Genomic DNA, 17,176 nt, shown 5'->3' on the forward strand with positions numbered 1-17,176 from the left:
CCCCTCGCACGCTCGGGGCGGGGGGCAGCGGGGCCTCTAGCAACCGGTGGAGACCGGGAGCGGCTCGGGGACGCCGATCCGCGGCATGCCCAGGGAGACGCCGGGGGTGGTCGGCTTCGTGTCGGCCTCGGCGGCGTCGCCGGCGCGCGTGCGGCGGTGGGACAGCAGCGGCCCGTCGGCCACCAGGTGGTGCGGTGCGGCCTGGGTGACCACGGTCTCGACGACGTCCCCCGGGCGGACCCCGGCGGCGGCCGTGAAGTGCACCAGGCGCCCGTCGCGGGCCCGGCCCGACAGCCGCCCGGTGCGGGCGTCCTTGCTGCCCTCGCCGGCCGCGACGAGGAGCTCCACGGTGCGGCCGACCTGGGCCCGGTTCTCCGCCCAGCTGATCTCGTCCTGCAGCGCGGTCAGCCGCAGGTAGCGCTCCTGGACGACCTCCTTCGGCAGCTGGTCGGCCATCTCCGCGGCCGGGGTGCCCGGGCGCTTGGAGTACTGGAACGTGAAGGCGCTGGCGAAGCGGGCCTGGCGGACGACCTCGAGGGTCTGCTCGAAGTCGGCCTCGGTCTCGCCGGGGAAGCCGACGATGATGTCGGTGGTGATCGCCGCGTCGGGCATCGCGGCCCGGACGCGGTCGATGATCCCGAGGTAGCGCTCCTGCCGGTAGGCGCGGCGCATCCGGCGCAGCACCTCGTCGGAGCCGGACTGCAGCGGCATGTGCAGCTGATGGCAGACCGCCGGGGTCTCGGCCATGGCGGCGATGACGTCGTCGGTGAACTCCCGGGGGTGGGGGCTGGTGAAGCGGATCCGCTCCAGGCCCTCGATCCGGCCGGTCGCGCGCAGGAGGTCGGCGAAGGCACCCTGCTGACCGAACTCGACGCCGTAGGCGTTCACGTTCTGGCCGAGGAGGGTCACCTCGAGCACGCCCTGGTCGACCAGGGCCTGCACCTCGGCGAGGATGTCGCCGGGCCGGCGGTCCTTCTCCTTGCCGCGCAGCGCCGGGACGATGCAGAACGTGCAGGTGTTGTTGCAGCCGACGCTGATGGACACCCAGCCGGCGTAGGCGGAGTCCCGCTTCGCGGGCAGCGTCGAGGGGAACACCTCGAGCGCCTCGGCGATCTCGACCTGCGCCTCGGCGTTGTGCCGGGCCCGCTCCAGCAGGGCGGGCAGCGAGCCGACGTTGTGGGTGCCGAAGACGACGTCCACCCACGGGGCGCGGCGCACGATCTCGCCGCGGTCCTTCTGGGCCAGGCAGCCGCCGACGGCGATCTGCATCCCCGGCCGGGCGTCCTTCACCGGGCGGAGGTGGCCGAGGTTGCCGTAGAGCCGGTTGTCGGCGTTCTCCCGGACGGCGCAGGTGTTGAGGACGACGACGTCGGCCTCGCCGTCCTCTGGAGCGGCGGTGTAGCCGGCGGCCTCCAGCAGCCCGGAGAGGCGCTCGGAGTCGTGCACGTTCATCTGGCACCCGTAGGTGCGCACCCGGTAGGTGCGGGCGGGGGTCTGCGCGGTGTCCATGTCGACAGCGAGGGTACGGCGCGCCGCCCACCGGCCGGCCGGATCACCCGGGGCGGATGGGACTCCCGGGGTGGATGGGGTCCGCCCCGGTCATGGCCCGGTCGAGGGCTGCCGAGAGATCGGTTGTGGACACTGCACTGCGACCCGCCGTCCCGCTCCCCGCGGTGATGCCCCAGGCCGACGGCCAGCCCGACGCGGCCCAGGAGTTCGTCAACCGGCTCCGTTCCGCGGCGCCGGCGTTCGCGGTCGCGGCCGGCGCCGACACGGCGGTCGTCCGCGAGGTCGTGCCGCCGGCCCGGCACCGGCGCGCCCGCTGCCGGCTGGTGCTGCGCTTCCCCGGCGAGGTGGAGGTCGACCTGACCTTCCTCGGCGCGGTGAGCCGCGGCTCCGTTCTCGCGGAGGACTTCGACGCGCTGATCGAGAACTGGTTGGCCAGCGACCGCAGCAACGAGTCCGCCTGGCTGGTGTCCGACGACGAGTCCCCCGACGGTCTGGCGATCGACGTCACCGCCTGGGCGCAGCTGCAGCGCTCCGCCGCGGTCTGATCCGGACGACGATCCCCGCTACGACGACGGCCCCGCTCCCCCCGGCCAGGGGGAGCGGGGCCGTCGTCGTCCAGGGGGGTGGCGGCCGGCCGGTCAGGGCAGCAGCGCGTCCAGACCGAGGTCGGGGTGGCCGGCGGTCTCCTCGTCCTCCCAGTCGGCATCCAGGGCCTCCCGGACGACGATGGCGGCCAGCCCGGAGCCGTAGCCCTTGCGGGCCAGCATCCCCACCAGCCGGCGCTGCGCGGTCTCACGGTCCACACGGCGCAGGCCCGGGACCCGGCGGGCGACCAGCCGGCGCGCGGTGTCCCACTCGTCCTGGTCGTCGACGAGAGCCAGCGCCTCCTCGACGTCGTCGTCCTCGACGCCCTTGGCGCGCAGCTCCGCCTTGAGCGCCCGCTTGGACAGCCCCCGGCCGGACTGGCGGGAGTCGACCCAGGCGCGCGCGAAGGCGGCGTCGTCGATCAGCCCCACCTCGGTGAGGCGGTCGAGGACCGCTGCGGCCACCTCCTCGGGGATCTCCTTGCGGGCCAGCAGCTCCTCGAGCTGACGACGGGTCTTGGCGGCTCCGGTCAGCGCACGCAGGCAGATGTCGCGGGCCGCCGCCTCCGGGTCGCGCGGGGCGCCGGCCGACCCGTCGGTCGCGCCCTCGGGCGACTCCGGGCCGGCCGCATCTCCGGACGGGGATGCGGCCGCCCGGCGCCGCCCACGAGGTGGGCCGAAGCCGCCGCCGAGACGGTTGCCCACCGGCTCAGAAGTCGGGGGCGTCGAGCGCCGCAGGAGCGTCGACCCGGGGACCGATGCCCAGCTTCTCCTTGATCTTCTTCTCGATCTCGTCAGCCAGGTCGGGGTTGTCCCGCAGGAAGTTGCGGACGTTCTCCTTGCCCTGGCCCAGCTGGTCGCCCTCGTACGTGTACCAGGCGCCGGACTTCTTCACGAAGCCCTGCTCGACACCGATGTCGATCAGACCGCCTTCGCGGCTGAAGCCGGTGCCCCAGATGAGGTCGAGCTCGGCCTGCTTGAACGGCGCGGCCACCTTGTTCTTGACGACCTTGACGCGCACCCGGCTGCCGACGGCGTCCGTGCCCTGCTTGAGGGTCTCGATGCGGCGGACGTCGAGCCGGACCGACGAGTAGAACTTCAGCGCGCGACCACCGGTGGTGACCTCCGGCGAGCCGTAGACGACGCCGACCTTCTCGCGCAGCTGGTTGATGAAGATCGCGGTGGTGCCGGAGTTGTTCAGCGCACCGGTGATCTTGCGCAGCGCCTGGCTCATGAGACGGGCCTGCAGACCGACGTGGCTGTCACCCATCTCACCCTCGATCTCGGCGCGGGGCACCAGGGCGGCCACCGAGTCGATGACGATGAGGTCGAGCGCACCGGAGCGGATCAGCATGTCCGCGATCTCCAGCGCCTGCTCACCGGTGTCGGGCTGGCTGACCAGCAGCGCGTCGGTGTCGACGCCGATCGCCCGGGCGTACTCGGGGTCGAGGGCGTGCTCGGCGTCGATGAACGCGACCACACCGCCGGCGGCCTGGGCGTTGGCCACCGCGTGCAGCGCGACCGTCGTCTTGCCGGAGGCCTCGGGGCCGTACACCTCGACGATGCGGCCGCGGGGCAGGCCGCCGACGCCGAGCGCGATGTCGAGGGCGATCGAACCGGTGGGGATGACCCGCATGGCGACCTCGGGCGAGTCGCCCAGCCGCATCACCGAGCCCTTGCCGAACTGCTTGTCGATCTGGGCCAGGGCCATGTCGAGGGCCTTGTCGCGGTCGAGCGTTGCCATGGTGTTCACCTTCGGGGAAGTCACGTGGGTGTGTGTCGAGCGGGTCGGTGCCGACGCTAGAGACGGGGTCCGACACTTCCGGGGCACCGACCAGACCTGTGGAGGAACACCCGGCCTGTGGAACACAGTAGGCCGAACACCTGTTCGACCGCCACCCTGACACGCCGTCCGTCACAGCCGTCCCATGAGGGACGGGACGACCCGAGCGAGGAGCCGCTCAGCGGTCCTTCTTGGGGACCTCGTACTCCTCGCAGATGGCCAGCCAGACCCGGCGCACGGGGAGGCCCGCCTCGATGGCGTCGGCCGCGGTACGCCCGCCCAGGGCGGAGAAGACGTGGTCGCGCACCACGCTCTGGGCCCTCATGGAGCCGAAGAGCTCGTCGAGCCGGGACCAGAACTCCTGCAGCCGCACGCCCCGACGCTAGCGCGCCGGCACCGGAGGGTGCCCGCGGCCGCGGGCCTACCCTGGCGCCGTGCTCACCACCGGCTCGTCAACCCTCGACACGGTGCTGGAGATCGGCATCGCGATCTGCCTGCTGCTGTCGCTGATCCTGTTGTGGCGCAACTACCGGGGCCGCTGATCCCCCGGGCGCCCGGCCGAGCACCCACACCACGACCAGCGGGACCACCAGCGCCGCGCTGACTCCCGACACCAGCCCGAAGCCGCCGAGGGTGAGCAGCGGTCCGCCGACCACGCCGGCCAGCGCCGCCCCGAGTCCCATCAGCAGGTCGGCGCCGCCCTGGGCGGTGGGGCGCAGCTGCGGCCCGACCGACTCGGTGACCAGCGTCGACCCGGCGACCAGACCGCACGACCAGCCCAGGCCGAGCAGGAACAGGCCGGCGCCCAGCTGTCCGGCGTCCTCCGGTCCGGCGGTGCCCGACAGCGCCGCGGCCGCCAGGAGCAGCACCGCCGCGAGCGCCACCACGGCCCGTCGCCCGAGCCGGTCGGCCAGCCAGCCGACGAGCGGGGAGAACAGGTACATGCCGGCCACGTGCACGCTGATCACCAGACCGATCAGCCGCAGCGTCGTCCCCTCGTGGCCGCCGGCGTGCCCCATGTGGACCGGCGTCATGACCATGACGCCGACCATCACGGCGTGCGAGACCACGACGGCGGTCAGCCCCAGGCGCCCACCGGGCGAGGCCCAGACCGCCGTCAGCGCGGTCCGGGTGGCCCGGGGCGGGCGGGTCGGCGCGGGGCCGTCGCCGTCGCGCAGCCGCCGGGCGAGCAGCAGCGGATCGGGCCGGAGCAGCCCCAGGAACAGCGCGGCGACGAGCAGGAACACCGCCGCGGACAGCGCGAACCCGCCGCCGAGCGAGGGCAGGCCCAGCCGGACGCCGAGGTCGGCGCCCGGACCGGCCAGGTTGGGTCCCAGCACCGAGCCGATGGTCGTCGCCCAGACCACCAGCGAGAGGTCCCGGCCGCGGCGCTCCGGAGCAGCGAGGTCGGCGGCGGCGTAGCGCGCCTGCAGCCCGCACGCGGTGGCCGCGCCGAAGGCGAACAGGCCGGCCATCAGCAGCGGCAGGGACGACAGCGCCGCCGCGACGACGGTGACCACCGCGCCGACCACCGCGACGGCGAACCCCGCGGCCAGCCCGGCGCGACGGCCGGACCGGTCGCTGATCCGCGCCAGGGGGACCGCCAGGACCGCTGCGCCGAGCACGCCGGCGGTCTGGCCGAGACCGGAGGCGGAGTCGCTGCCGGCGACGTCCCGGGCGAGCAGCCCGCCGAGCGTGATGCCGATCGTGACGCCGAGGCCGCTCAGCGCCGTCCCGCTGCCGAGGACGGCGACCGTGCGGCGCTGGACCCGGGCGAGGTCCGGCAGGGACCGGGTCTCCACCGCCTCAGAGGCCGATCGAGCGGCCGATGATCTCCCGCATGATCTCGTTGGTGCCGCCGTAGATCGACTGCACGCGGGCGTCGCGCCAGGCCTTGGAGACCGGGTACTCGTCCATGTAGCCGTAGCCGCCGTGCAGCTGCAGGCAGCGGTCGGCGACCTTGTTCTGCAGCTCCGTCGTCCAGTACTTGGCCATCGACGCGTCGACGGCCGACAGCTCGCCGGCGTTGAGCCGGCGCACGCACTCGTCGACGAAGGTGCGGGCGATCGTCGTCTCGGTGTGCAGCTCGGCGAGGACGAAGCGGCTGTTCTGGAAGCTGCCGATCGGCCGGCCGAACGCCGTCCGCTCGGTCACGTACTCGATCGTCTGCGCCAGCACGGTCTCGGCGGAGGCGACCGCGGTGACCGCGATCGACAGCCGCTCCTGCGGCAGGTTCTCCATGAGGTGGCCGAAGCCGGCGTTCTCCGTGCCGAGCAGGTTCTCCGCGGGCACCCGGACCTCGTCGAAGAAGAGTTCGGCGGTGTCCTGCGCCTTGAGGCCGACCTTGGCGAGGTTGCGGCCGCGGGTGAAGCCGGGCATGTCGCGCTCGACGACGAGCAGGCTCGTGCCGCGCGAGCCGGGGGCGTCGGGGTCGGTGCGGGCGACGACGATCACCAGGTCGGCGTTGATCCCGTTGGTGATGAAGGTCTTGGCGCCGCTGAGCACCCAGTCGGAGCCGTCGCGGCGGGCGCTCGTGGTGATCGCCTGCAGGTCGCTGCCGGTGCCCGGCTCGGTCATGGCGATGGCGGTGATCAGCTCGCCGCTGCAGAAGCCGGGCAGCCACCGCTGCTTCTGCTCGTCGGTGGCGAGGTCGCGCAGGTACGGGCCGGTGACGTCGTTGTGCAGGGTGAAGCCGACGCCGGAGGCGCCCACCCGGGCCAGCTCCTCGTCGACCACGGCGTTGTACCGGTAGTCGCGCACCCCGCCGCCGCCGTACGCCTCGTCCATGTCCATGCCGAGCAGGCCCTGCGCCCCGCCGGAGGTCCACACCTCGCGCGGCACGATGCCGTCGGCCTCCCACTGGTCGTGGAACGGGGCGACGGTCTTCTCGGCCCAGGCGCGCACGGTCGCCCGGAAGTCCTCGTGGTCGGCGTCGTAGAGCGTGAGGCGCATGGACGGCAGTGTGCCGCAGGACACCGACGGCGCCCGGTGTCCACGTCCGGGTGGCACGGATCGGTCGCGCACGGCGGACTGTCGTATCCCGGGGTGACACTGGCGGGGTGTCCGCTCTCGACCGGTTCTCCGAGGCCACCCGCGCGTGGTTCACCGGCGCCTTCGCCGAGCCGACGGCCGCACAGCAGGGCGCGTGGTCGGCGATCAGCTCGGGCGGTCACGCCCTGGTCGTGGCGCCCACCGGGTCGGGCAAGACCCTGGCCGCGTTCCTGTGGTCGCTCGACCGGCTGGCCAGCACCCCGCCGCCGGAGGACCCGCTGCACCGCTGCCGGGTCCTCTACGTCTCCCCGCTCAAGGCCCTGGCCGTCGACGTCGAGCGGAACCTGCGCGCGCCGCTGACCGGCATCGGGCAGGCGGCGCTGCGGCTGGGCCTGCCCCGGCCGGAGATCACCGTCGGCATCCGCTCGGGCGACACCTCCGCCGAGGAGCGCCGCGTGTTCGCCCGCCGGCCGCCCGACATCCTCATCACCACGCCCGAGTCGCTGTTCCTGATGCTCACCAGCCAGGCGCGGGAGGCGCTGCGCGGGGTGGAGACGGTGATCGTCGACGAGGTGCACGCCGTCACCGACTCCAAGCGCGGCGCGCACATGGCCGTCACCCTCGACCGGCTCGACGAGCTGCTCGAGCGGCCCGCCCAGCGGATCGGCCTGTCGGCGACGGTGCGGCCGATCGAGGAGGTCGCAACCTTCCTCGCGGGTGGCCGGCCGGTGGAGATCGTGGCGCCGCCGTCGCAGAAGCAGTGGGACCTGTCGGTCGTGGTCCCGGTCGAGGACATGAGCGCGCTGGGCCAGCCGACCGGCGAGCTGGACGGCTCGGCCGCCGGCAACCAGCCGCGGACGTCGATCTGGCCCGCCGTCGAGGAGCGCGTGCTCGACCTCGTCGAGGCCTCCCGCAGCACGATCGTCTTCTCCAACTCCCGCCGGCTGGCCGAGCGGCTGACCAGCCGGCTCAACGAGCTGGCCTACGAACGGCAGACCGGCGAGCCGGTGCCCGCCGGCTCGACGCCCGCGCAGCTGATGGCGCAGGCCGGCGCCGGCGGTGGCCTGCCCGAGGCGTTCAAGCCCGTCGCCGCCGCGCACCACGGCTCGGTCTCCCGCGAGCAGCGCGCGGTGGTCGAGGAGGCGCTCAAGTCCGGCCAGCTGCCCGCCGTCGTCGCCACCTCCAGCCTCGAGCTCGGCATCGACATGGGCGCGGTCGACCTCGTCGTCCAGGTCGAGGCGCCGCCCACCGTGGCCGCCGGCCTGCAGCGGGTCGGCCGGGCCGGGCACCAGGTCGGCGCGGTCAGCCGCGGCGTCCTGTTCCCGAAGTACCGCGGCGACCTCGTGCAGTGCGCGCTGGTCGCCGAGCGGATGAAGGCCGGTGCGATCGAGTCGATCCGCTACCTGCGCAACCCGCTGGACGTGCTCGCCCAGCAGATCGTGGCGATCGTCTCCGAGCGGCCGCGGACGGTCGACGAGGTCGGCTCGTTGGTCCGCCGCTCGGCGCCGTTCGCCGGACTGCCGGAGTCCGCGCTGCACGCCGTCCTCGACATGCTCGCCGGGCGCTACCCGTCCGACGCGTTCGCCGAGCTGCGGCCGCGGCTGACCTGGGACCGGGTGACCGACACCCTCACCGCCCGCGGCGGGGCCCAGCGGCTGGCGGTCACCAGCGGCGGCACGATCCCCGACCGCGGGCTGTTCGGGGTCTTCCTCGTCGGCGGCGAGACCGGCGGCCGGCGGGTCGGCGAGCTCGACGAGGAGATGGTCTACGAGTCGCGGGTGGGCGACGTCTTCCTGCTCGGGTCGTCGTCCTGGCGGATCGAGGAGATCACCCACGACCGGGTGCTCGTCTCCCCAGCCCCTGGCCAGCCCGGGAAGATGCCGTTCTGGCACGGCGACGCCCCCGGCCGGCCGCTGGAGCTGGGCCGCGCGCTGGGTGCGTTCCTCCGCGAGGTGGGCTCCGCCGGGCCCGAGGCCGGCGCCGAGCGCGCCCGCGCCGCCGGCCTCGACGAGTGGGGGACGGCGAACCTGCTCGCGTACCTGGGCGAGCAGAAGGCGGCCACCGGGCACCTCCCCGACGACCGAACGCTGCTGGTCGAGCGCTTCCGCGACGAGCTGGGCGACTGGCGGCTGGTCGTCCACTCCCCCTTCGGCGCCCAGGTCAACGCCCCGTGGGCGCTCGTGCTCGCTGCCCGGCTGCGCGAGCGGTACGGCGTCGACGTCGCGTCCATGCACTCCGACGACGGCATCGTGCTGCGGCTGCCCGACACCACCGGCGAACCGCCCGAGGCCGACCTCGCGGTGCTCGACCCCGACGACGTCGAGCGCGAGGTCACCGCCCAGGTCGGCGAGTCCGCGTTGTTCGCCAGCCGGTTCCGCGAGTGCGCCGCCCGCGCCCTGCTCCTCCCCCGCCGCGACCCGCGCCGGCGCACCCCGCTGTGGCAGCAGCGCCAGCGCGCCGCCCAGCTGCTGTCGGTGGCCAGCGAGTTCCCCGGTTTCCCGATCACCCTCGAGGCCGCCCGCGAGGTGCTGCAGGACGTCTACGACGTGCCGGGCCTCGTCGAGCTGATGCGCGACGTGCAGGCCCGCCGGGTGAAGGTGGTCGACGTCCAGACGCAGTCCGCGTCGCCGTTCGCCACCTCCCTGCTGTTCGGCTACGTCGGCCAGTTCCTCTACGAGGGCGACGCGCCGCTGGCCGAGCGCCGCGCCCAGGCCCTGGCCCTGGACACGGCGCTGCTGTCGGAGCTGCTGGGGCGTTCCGAGCTGCGCGAGCTGCTCGACGCCGAGGCGCTGGCCGAGGTGGAGGCGGAGCTCCAGCGACTGCCGGCCACCCGGCACCCGAAGGACCTCGACGGCGCCGCCGACCTGCTCCGCGTGGTCGGCGACCTGACGTACCCCGAGGCGGCGACCCGGGGCGTGCCGGCGGAGTGGCTCGACGAGCTGGTCGCCGCCCGCCGGGCGATCGTCGTGCGGATCGCCGGCGAGGAGCGGCACGTCGCCATCGAGGACGCCGGCCGGCTCCGCGACGCGCTCGGCACGGCACTGCCCGTCGGTGTCCCCGAGGCCTTCACCGAGCCGGTGACCGACCCGCTCGGCGACATCGTCGGCCGGTACGCCCGTACCCACGGGCCCTTCCAGCCCGACGAGGTCGCCCGCCGGCTCGGCCTCGGCGTCGCCGTGGTCACCGCGACCCTGCAGCGACTGGTCTCGATCGGACGACTCGTATCGGGTGAGTTCAGACCCGGTGGCACCGGCCAGGAGTGGTGCGACGCCGACGTGCTGCGCTCGGTCCGCCGGCGCAGCCTGGCCAAGCTGCGCCAGGAGGTCGAGCCGGTCCCGATCGGCACCCTGGCCCGCTTCACCCCGGCCTGGCAGTCGGTGGGCAGCCGGCTGCGCGGCGCCGACGGCGTCCTCGCGGTGGTGGAGCAGCTGGCCGGGGCGCTGGTCCCGGCCAGCGCGCTGGAGTCGCTGGTGCTGCCCTCGCGGGTGCGGGATTACTCCCCCGCGATGCTCGACGAGCTGACCAGCGCCGGCGAGGTGCTCTGGGCCGGCGCCGGCGCGCTGCCCGGCAACGACGGCTGGGTGAGCCTGGTACCCGGCGACATCGCGCACCTGCTGCTGCCCGACCCGCTGGAGTTGCCGGAAGAGGGCGGCTACGGCGCCGCGGTGCTCGATGGGCTCGCCGGTGGCCAGGCCATGTTCTTCCGCGGCCTGTCCGACCTGGTGGGCGCCACCGACGACACCGCGCTCGCCGACGCCGTGTGGGACCTGGTCTGGTCCGGCCACCTCACCAACGACACCCTCGCGCCGCTGCGCACCCGCCTCGGCGCGGGCGGCACCCACAAGCGCACGCCGGCACCGCCGCGGGCTCGGGTCTCCCGGTACGGCCGGCCGCGGCTGGGCCGCCCGGAGATGCCGACCCGCAGCGGTCCGCCGACGGTGGCCGGCCGCTGGTCCCGGCTGCCCGAGCGCGAGGGCGACCTCACGCGCCGGAGCACCGCCCGGGCCGAGGCGCTGCTGGAGCGGCACGGCGTGCTCACCCGCGGCGCGGTCATGGCCGAGCAGGTGCCCGGCGGGTTCTCCGCCGTCTACCCGGTGCTGCGGGCCTTCGAGGAGAACGGCCGGGCGCGGCGCGGCTACTTCGTCGAGACCCTCGGTGCCGCCCAGTTCGGCACGCCCGGATCGGTGGACCGCCTGCGCGGCTTCGCCTCACCCGACCGCGCACCGGCCGGGACCGTCGTGCTCGCCGCGACCGACCCGGCCAACGTCTTCGGCGCGGCGCTGCCCTGGCCGGAGCGTCCCGACCCCGCGGCCGCGACCGACGACGGCAGCGGCGCCGTCGACCTCGGCGAGGGCACCGGCGCCACCAAGCGCGGCAGCGGCCACCGGGCCGGGCGCAAGGCCGGCGCACTCGTCGTCCTGGTGGACGGCGACCTGGTGCTCTACGTCGAGCGCGGCGGCAAGACGCTGCTGTCCTGGACCGAGGACGAGGTCGCGCTCAAGGAGGCGGCGACGGCGCTGTCGGGGGCGGTCGCCGCCGGAGCGCTGGGCCGGATGGTGGTGCAGAAGGCCGACGGCGCCTCGGTGCACGAGTCGACTCCGCTGTCGGCGGCGCTGCAGGCGGCCGGGTTCGCGGCCACCCCGAGGGGCCTGCGGCTGCGCGGTTAGCGGACCACCGCGACCCGACGCCGGACCCGGGAACCGTCGGGCAGGGCGACGTCCGCCGTGACCTCACCCGGCGGTGTGCCGGCCCCGGTCGGCTCCTGCGGGTCGAGCACCCGGACCACCTCGACCTCGGCGGGCTCCCCCGGTCCCGACCAGCTGCCCGTGACCGTCGGGTCGACGGTGTCGCTGCGGGTCTGGTGGGCCGCCACGACCCGTCCCGTCGCGAGCTCCCGCAGTTGTGTCATGGCCACCGGGTCCCGCGCTCCGTCGTAGAACCACCGCGGGCCGAGGACGCCGTGCTGCGACGTGCCGACCAGCGCGCCGTCGTCGTCCAGCGGCGCGCCGCGGTAGGTCAGCGGTACCGCGTAGGTCGATGCGCCGGCCGTGTCGGTGACGAAGAGGACCTCGACGCCGACCTCGCCGGCCGGGTCGTCGAGGCGGAAGCCGCCCGAGCGGACCAGCGCCGGCGGGTTCCCGTGCGCCCGGTACCAGGGCTGCCGGGGCAGCCAGTCGCTCAGCAGGTCGAGCTTGCCCGGGACCAGGGTGGTGTCGTGGATGGTGGCCATCGGCGACCACCCTGGCACGACGCGGGACTCAGCGGCGGGCGCGCAGCCACGGGCGGAACAGCCGGGTGAGCGCCGGCATGACGACGTAGCCGAGCAGCAGCACGACGACGCAGGCCGACAGCAGCAGCCGCGCCGGCAGCGGCCAGCTGGACACGTGCGGGGTCACGAGCAGCTGGAAGCCCAGCGTGATGGCGAAGACGCCGAGCACCGTCAGGAGCGTCGTCCGCCACCGCGGACCGGGTTGCGCCGGACGGGTGAAGAAGCTGTCCAGGCCGGACACCCGCGAGACCCGCTCGCCGTCGACCATCTCCTGCATCCGCTCCAGGGCCTCGCGCCGCTGCGGCGAGCGCTCCCAGGCAGCCAGGGCGGCGTCGTCCCGGAACCGGTACACCAGGTGGTACTCCGAGCTGCCCGGCCCCGGCTTCAGCAGCGTGCCGCCGAGGTTCCCGGGGAGGGTCCGGGCCACCTGCAGGACGTCCTCGGCCCACTCCTCGAAGGCCTGCCGCCGGTGCGGCCGCACCACCCGGGCAGCAGTGACCGTGACCGGCTCGGGGCGGTGCCCGACGACCTCGGTCCGGGCCAGCCGGGAACGGAGAGCGAGGACCTGCACGCCCGGGTCAATGCCCACGCGCGGCGGAGTCATCCCGGTGTCGGCGGTCTCACAGCGGGGGTGCCCGGTCCGCCCCCGGCCGTACGACCACCACCCCGGCGTCCGGACCGCGGGCCGGACCCACCAGGTCGGCTACGTTGGCCGGCGGCCGACCCGGCGGGCGGTCACGGGTGACGGCCGCGCCGTCCTGGCCGAGAGGCACCGATGTCGGAGACGTTCGTCGAGCCGTCCGCGGCGGTCGCGACCCCGGAGGCGGTGACCGCGGCGCTGCGCGCGGTCGACTACCTGCCGGACGAGACGATCGCCGGGACCGTCCACCTGGCGGCCGCGCTGGAGAAGCCCGTCCTCGTCGAGGGACCGGCGGGGACGGGGAAGACCGAGCTGGCCAAGTCGGTCGCCCGCGCCACCGGCGCCCGGCTGATCCGCCTGCAGTGCTACGAGGGTCTCGACGAGGCCAAGGCGCTCTACGAGTGGGACTACCGCAAGCAGCTGCTGCGCATCCAGGCCGGGAACGCCGGGCAGCCGACCGGCGAGCGCTGGGACGACGTCGAGGGGGACATCTTCAGCGAGCACTACCTGCTGCGCCGGCCGCTGCTCGAGGCCATCCGCGCCGAGGACGACGTCGTCCTGTTGATCGACGAGGTCGACCGGCTCGACGTCGAGACCGAGGCGCTCCTGCTGGAGGTCCTCTCCGACTACCAGGTCTCCATCCCCGAGCTCGGCACGGTGACCGCCCGCCGCCGGCCGCTGGTGTTCCTGACGTCGAACAACAGCCGCGAGCTGTCCGAGGCGCTCAAGCGCCGGTGCCTGTTCCTGCACGTCGGCTACCCCTCGCCCCAGCGCGAGCGGGAGATCGTCCTCGCCCGTGTGCCGGGGATCTCCGAGCAGCTGGCCGGCCAGGTGGCGAACGCGGTCGCCGGCCTGCGGCAGATGGACCTCAAGAAGAAGCCGTCGGTGTCGGAGACGATCGACTGGGCGCGGACGCTGCTGCTGCTCGGCGTCGCGGAGGTCGACGGCGAGGCGCTGCTGCGGCACCTGTCCGTGCTGCTCAAGCACCAGAGCGACATCGAGCTGGCGCGGACCCGGCTCCGGTGAGCCCGGCGTGCTGACCGCCGTGGAAGGCCTGGTCGCCGAGCTGCGCCAGGTCGGGGTGCCGGTCCCGGTGAGTGCGGTCGTGGACGCCGCCCGCGCGATGACCCGCATCGACGTCCTCGACCGGGGCGCGGTGCGGGTCGCCCTGCGCGCGGTCCTGATCAAGGACGCCGGACACCTCTCGACCTACGACACCGTCTTCGACACGTTCTTCGCACTGCAGGAGCCGGCGGACGAGGAGCCCGACCTCGCCGCGGCCGGGGCCGGCGACGGCACCGACCCGGGAACCGGCGGGGACGGGGACGACGGCCACCGGGGCCCGCGCCGCGGTCCGGTCGGCGGCCTCCAGCACCTGGACGACGACGCCCTGCGCGACCTGCTGGTGCAGAGCCTGCGGGAGGAGGACGCCGCCCTGCTGCGGGCCCTCGCCCGCGTGGTGGTCGACCGGCACGCCGCCGTGAAGCCCGACCGGCCGCACGAGGCCGGCTACAACCTCTACCGGGCCCTGCGCATGATCGACTCCAACGAGATCGTCGTCCGCCTCGCCCACGCGGCGGACCCGGAGGCCGGCGCCGACCGCGTGCCGTCCGAGGTCGCCCGGCTGACGGCCCGGGCGCAGGCGCAGGAGCTGGGTCGGGCGCTGGAGACCGAGATCCGCCGACGCCTGGTCGCCGACCGGGGGGCGGAGGACGTGGCCAGGACGCTGCGGACCCCGCTGCCCGAGAACATGGCGTTCCTGGGTGCGTCGCCGACGCACGTGGCCGCGATGCGCGAGGCGTTGCGACCGCTCGCCCGCTCCCTCGCCGCGCGGCTGGCCCAACGGCGTCGGCAGCACAGGCACGGCCCGCTCGACGTCCGCCGTACCGTGCGCACCGCCATGAGCACCGGCGGCGTCCCCGTCACGCCGGTGTTCCGCCGGCCGCACCCGGCCAAGCCGCAGCTGGTCGTCCTCGCCGACATCTCCGGGTCGGTGTCGACCTTCGCGACCTTCACGCTGCAGCTGATCCACGCGCTGCGCTCGGAGTTCACCTCCATCCGCAGCTTCGCCTTCGTCGACGCCATCGAGGAGGTCACCGACCTCGTCGACCGCGCGGCGGACCCCACGGAGATCGCGCACGTGCTCAACGAGGCCGGGGCCGGCGTCGGGTTCAACGGGCGCAGCGACTACGGCAACGCCCTGGCCGGTTTCGCCGAGCGGTGGGCGCCGCAGCTGACCCGGCGCACCACGGTCCTCGTGCTCGGGGACGCGCGCGGCAACGACCTCGACCCGCAGACCGAGGCCCTCGCCACCGTGCGCCGGGCGGCAGGGGCGGTGCACTGGCTGAACCCCGAGCCACGGGAGTCGTGGGGCACCGGCGACTCGGACATCGACCGGTACGCCGAGCACTGCGACACCGTCGTGGAGTGCCGCACGCTCCGCGACCTGCGGGCCTTCACCGAACGACTGGCCGGGGTGGGCGCCTCGGTCGCCCCCGCGGGGCCGTCGGCCGTGGAGGACGCGCGACGACGCCGGCACGACCACGGCGGCGGGCACCACCACCACCACGCGCACTGAGCGCGGCGACCGCCTCCCCGGTGTCGGGGACACTGGAGGACGTGCCCGAGGGAGACACCGTCTGGCTGGCGGCGAAGCGGATGGACCAGGCGCTGGCCGGGGCGACGCTGCGCCGCGGCGAGCTGCGGGTCCCCCAGCTCGCCGCGACCGATCTCACCGGCCGCACGGTGCGCGAGGTGGTCCCCCGCGGCAAGCACATGCTCATCCGGCTGGCCGACGGCTGGACCCTGCGCACCCACTACCGGATGGACGGCAGCTGGCACGTCTACCGGCCGGGGGCGAAGTGGCGCGGCGGCCCGCCCTTCTCGGTCCGCGCGGTGCTGGCGACCGACCAGTGGGAGTGCGTCGGCTACCGGCTGCACGACATGGTCCTGGTCCCCACCGAGCAGGAGGACCGACTGGTCGGGCACCTGGGACCTGACGTCCTCGGCCCGGACTGGGACCTCGACGAGGCACTGCGCCGGCTGCGCTCCGGGCCCGACGTCGAGGTCGGCGTCGCGGTCCTCGACCAGCGCAACCTGTGCGGCCCCGGCAACCTCTACAAGGCCGAGGCGCTGTTCCTGACCGGCGTCCACCCCTGGGCGCGGGTGGCCGACGTCGACGAGAAGCTCGAACCCCTCGTCACCCGCGCCCGCACGCTGATGCTGGCCAACCGCGACCACCCGGAGCAGAGCACCACCGGGGACATGCGCAAGGGGTTCGACCACTGGGTCTACGGCCGCAAGGGCAAGCCCTGCCGGCGCTGCGGCACCCCGATCCTCATGGGCGACCAGGGCCCGGAGCTGCAGGAACGCGTCACCTACTGGTGTCCGCGCTGCCAGGCCTCGCGGTCACCCATCGACCCGCAGGCCCGCACCGGCGAGCCCGGCCGCCCCCGCCCGCGAGCCACACCGGGCTGACGGGCGGGGCGCGGTCCGCCCTCAGGCGGGGTCGGGGCGCTGCACCGGCTCGGCGACGGGGGCCGCGTCGGGCTGACGGATCGTCTGGCCCTCCTCGATCGCCGCGGGCTCGGAGCCGGCGGTCACGGCCCCGCCACCCATGGAGGCGCGGATCTGGTCCAGGCGCGAGGCACCGGCGACGTCGAGGGTCGCCTTCTGCACCTCGAGCATGCGGCCCTCCACCGAGGTCTGGGCGAGCTCGGCCTGACCGAGGGCGTTGGCGTACCGCGCCTCGATCTTGTCGCGGACCTCGGAGAGGCTGGGGGTGTTGCCCGGCGCCGAGAGCTCGTTGACCTGCCGCAGCGAGTCGGCGACGTGCTCCTGCATCTTCGCCTGCTCGAGCTGGCTCATGAGCTTGGTCCGCTCGGCGAGCGTGGTCTGCAGGCGCATCCGGCTCTGCTCCACCGCACCGCGGGCCTGCTCGGCGGCCTGCAGCGCCTCGTCGTGGCTGCGCTTGAGGTCCTCCATCGCCTGCTCGGCGGCCACCAGCTGGGTGGCGAACGCCTGGGCGGCCTGCTCGTACTCGGCGGCCTTGGCCGCGTCGCCCTTGGCCCGCGTCTGGTCCGAGAGCATCAGCGCCTGACGGGCCGAGGCCTGGAGCTTCTCCACCTCACCGAGCTGGCGGTTCAGGCGCATCTCCAGCTGACGCTGGTTGCCCAGCACGGCCGCGGCCTGGTTGGCCAGCGACTGGTGCCGCTGCTGCTCGGCCTCGATGGCCTGCGCGATCTGGATCTTCGGGTCGGCCTTCTCGTCGATCTTGGCGTTGGCCGAGGCCGTGAGGTACTTCCAGAGCTTCACGAACGGGTTGGGCATGAGTCCTCCGCTGTCGATCGCCGGCTGCGCCCCACCCCGGCCCCGTGGACCCGGCGGACGTCGTCCCCGTC

General features: G+C 74.6%; 14 protein-coding genes. 5 read left to right on the top strand and 9 right to left on the bottom strand.

The window, feature by feature from the left end; all coding sequences use genetic code 11:
• Nucleotides 1-36: 36 nt before the first annotated feature.
• Nucleotides 37-1,509, bottom strand: coding sequence for a tRNA (N6-isopentenyl adenosine(37)-C2)-methylthiotransferase MiaB (gene miaB / locus DQ240_RS13265; RefSeq protein ID WP_113840081.1), 1,473 nt, complete (start codon nt 1,507-1,509; stop codon nt 37-39).
• A 125-nt stretch (nt 1,510-1,634) separates the two neighbouring features.
• On the opposite strand from miaB, the gene DQ240_RS13270 reads away from it, so the two are divergent.
• On the top strand, nt 1,635-2,054 hold the full coding sequence (locus DQ240_RS13270) for a hypothetical protein (protein WP_113840082.1): 420 nt from the start codon (nt 1,635-1,637) through the stop codon (nt 2,052-2,054).
• Between the two features lie 93 nt (nt 2,055-2,147).
• Here the strand turns inward: DQ240_RS13270 and DQ240_RS13275 are convergent, their stop codons facing one another.
• The 5 genes from DQ240_RS13275 to DQ240_RS13295 all read right to left on the bottom strand — a co-directional run bounded on the left by DQ240_RS13275 (nt 2,148) and on the right by DQ240_RS13295 (nt 6,828).
• On the bottom strand, nt 2,148-2,798 hold the full coding sequence (locus DQ240_RS13275; RefSeq protein ID WP_113840083.1) for a regulatory protein RecX: 651 nt from the start codon (nt 2,796-2,798) through the stop codon (nt 2,148-2,150).
• A 4-nt stretch (nt 2,799-2,802) separates the two neighbouring features.
• Nucleotides 2,803-3,837: a recombinase RecA gene (recA, locus tag DQ240_RS13280; protein WP_113840084.1), complete on the bottom strand. Its 1,035-nt coding sequence runs from the start codon at nt 3,835-3,837 to the stop codon at nt 2,803-2,805.
• Nucleotides 3,838-4,054: 217 nt separating this feature from the next.
• A complete protein-coding gene (locus tag DQ240_RS13285; protein ID WP_113840085.1) occupies nt 4,055-4,249 on the bottom strand; it encodes a DUF3046 domain-containing protein in 195 nt (64 codons plus the stop codon).
• 79 nt (nt 4,250-4,328) lie between these two features.
• Nucleotides 4,329-5,678 carry an MFS transporter gene (locus DQ240_RS13290; protein WP_113840086.1) on the bottom strand — a complete coding sequence of 450 codons (1,350 nt, stop codon included), beginning with the start codon at nt 5,676-5,678 and terminating at the stop codon, nt 4,329-4,331.
• A gap of 4 nt (nt 5,679-5,682) precedes the next feature.
• The gene (locus tag DQ240_RS13295; RefSeq protein ID WP_113840130.1) at nt 5,683-6,828 is read right to left on the bottom strand and encodes an acyl-CoA dehydrogenase family protein; all 1,146 of its coding nucleotides are present in this window, start codon (nt 6,826-6,828) and stop codon (nt 5,683-5,685) included.
• Nucleotides 6,829-6,935: 107 nt separating this feature from the next.
• On the opposite strand from DQ240_RS13295, the gene DQ240_RS13300 reads away from it, so the two are divergent.
• Nucleotides 6,936-11,534, top strand: a complete 4,599-nt coding sequence (locus tag DQ240_RS13300; protein WP_113840087.1) for an ATP-dependent helicase — start codon at nt 6,936-6,938, stop codon at nt 11,532-11,534.
• On the opposite strand, the gene DQ240_RS13305 is transcribed toward DQ240_RS13300, so the two are convergent.
• The gene (locus tag DQ240_RS13305; RefSeq protein ID WP_113840088.1) at nt 11,531-12,097 is read right to left on the bottom strand and encodes a 1,4-alpha-glucan branching protein; all 567 of its coding nucleotides are present in this window, start codon (nt 12,095-12,097) and stop codon (nt 11,531-11,533) included. The genes DQ240_RS13300 and DQ240_RS13305 overlap by 4 nt on opposite strands.
• Nucleotides 12,098-12,125: 28 nt before the next feature.
• Nucleotides 12,126-12,725: an antibiotic biosynthesis monooxygenase gene (locus DQ240_RS13310; RefSeq protein ID WP_233498694.1), complete on the bottom strand. Its 600-nt coding sequence runs from the start codon at nt 12,723-12,725 to the stop codon at nt 12,126-12,128.
• Nucleotides 12,726-12,911: 186 nt separating this feature from the next.
• Between DQ240_RS13310 and DQ240_RS13315 the strand changes: the two genes are divergently transcribed.
• Genes DQ240_RS13315 through DQ240_RS13325 form a run of 3 tightly spaced genes read left to right on the top strand, consistent with a single transcriptional unit; the run spans nt 12,912 to nt 16,253 of the window.
• Nucleotides 12,912-13,802 (top strand): MoxR family ATPase, encoded by an 891-nt coding sequence (locus DQ240_RS13315; protein ID WP_113840090.1) that lies wholly within the window; start codon nt 12,912-12,914, stop codon nt 13,800-13,802.
• A gap of 7 nt (nt 13,803-13,809) precedes the next feature.
• A complete protein-coding gene (locus DQ240_RS13320; protein ID WP_113840091.1) occupies nt 13,810-15,354 on the top strand; it encodes a VWA domain-containing protein in 1,545 nt (514 codons plus the stop codon).
• A 41-nt stretch (nt 15,355-15,395) separates the two neighbouring features.
• A complete protein-coding gene (locus tag DQ240_RS13325; RefSeq protein ID WP_113840092.1) occupies nt 15,396-16,253 on the top strand; it encodes a DNA-formamidopyrimidine glycosylase family protein in 858 nt (285 codons plus the stop codon).
• Between the two features lie 21 nt (nt 16,254-16,274).
• On the opposite strand, the gene DQ240_RS13330 is transcribed toward DQ240_RS13325, so the two are convergent.
• Complete coding sequence (locus DQ240_RS13330) at nt 16,275-17,105, bottom strand: PspA/IM30 family protein (RefSeq protein WP_113840093.1); 831 nt, start codon at nt 17,103-17,105, stop codon at nt 16,275-16,277.
• Nucleotides 17,106-17,176 lie beyond the last annotated feature (71 nt).

It is taken from the genome of Blastococcus sp. TF02A-26 (assembly GCF_003319125.1).
Lineage (GTDB): Bacteria > Actinomycetota > Actinomycetes > Mycobacteriales > Geodermatophilaceae > Trujillonella.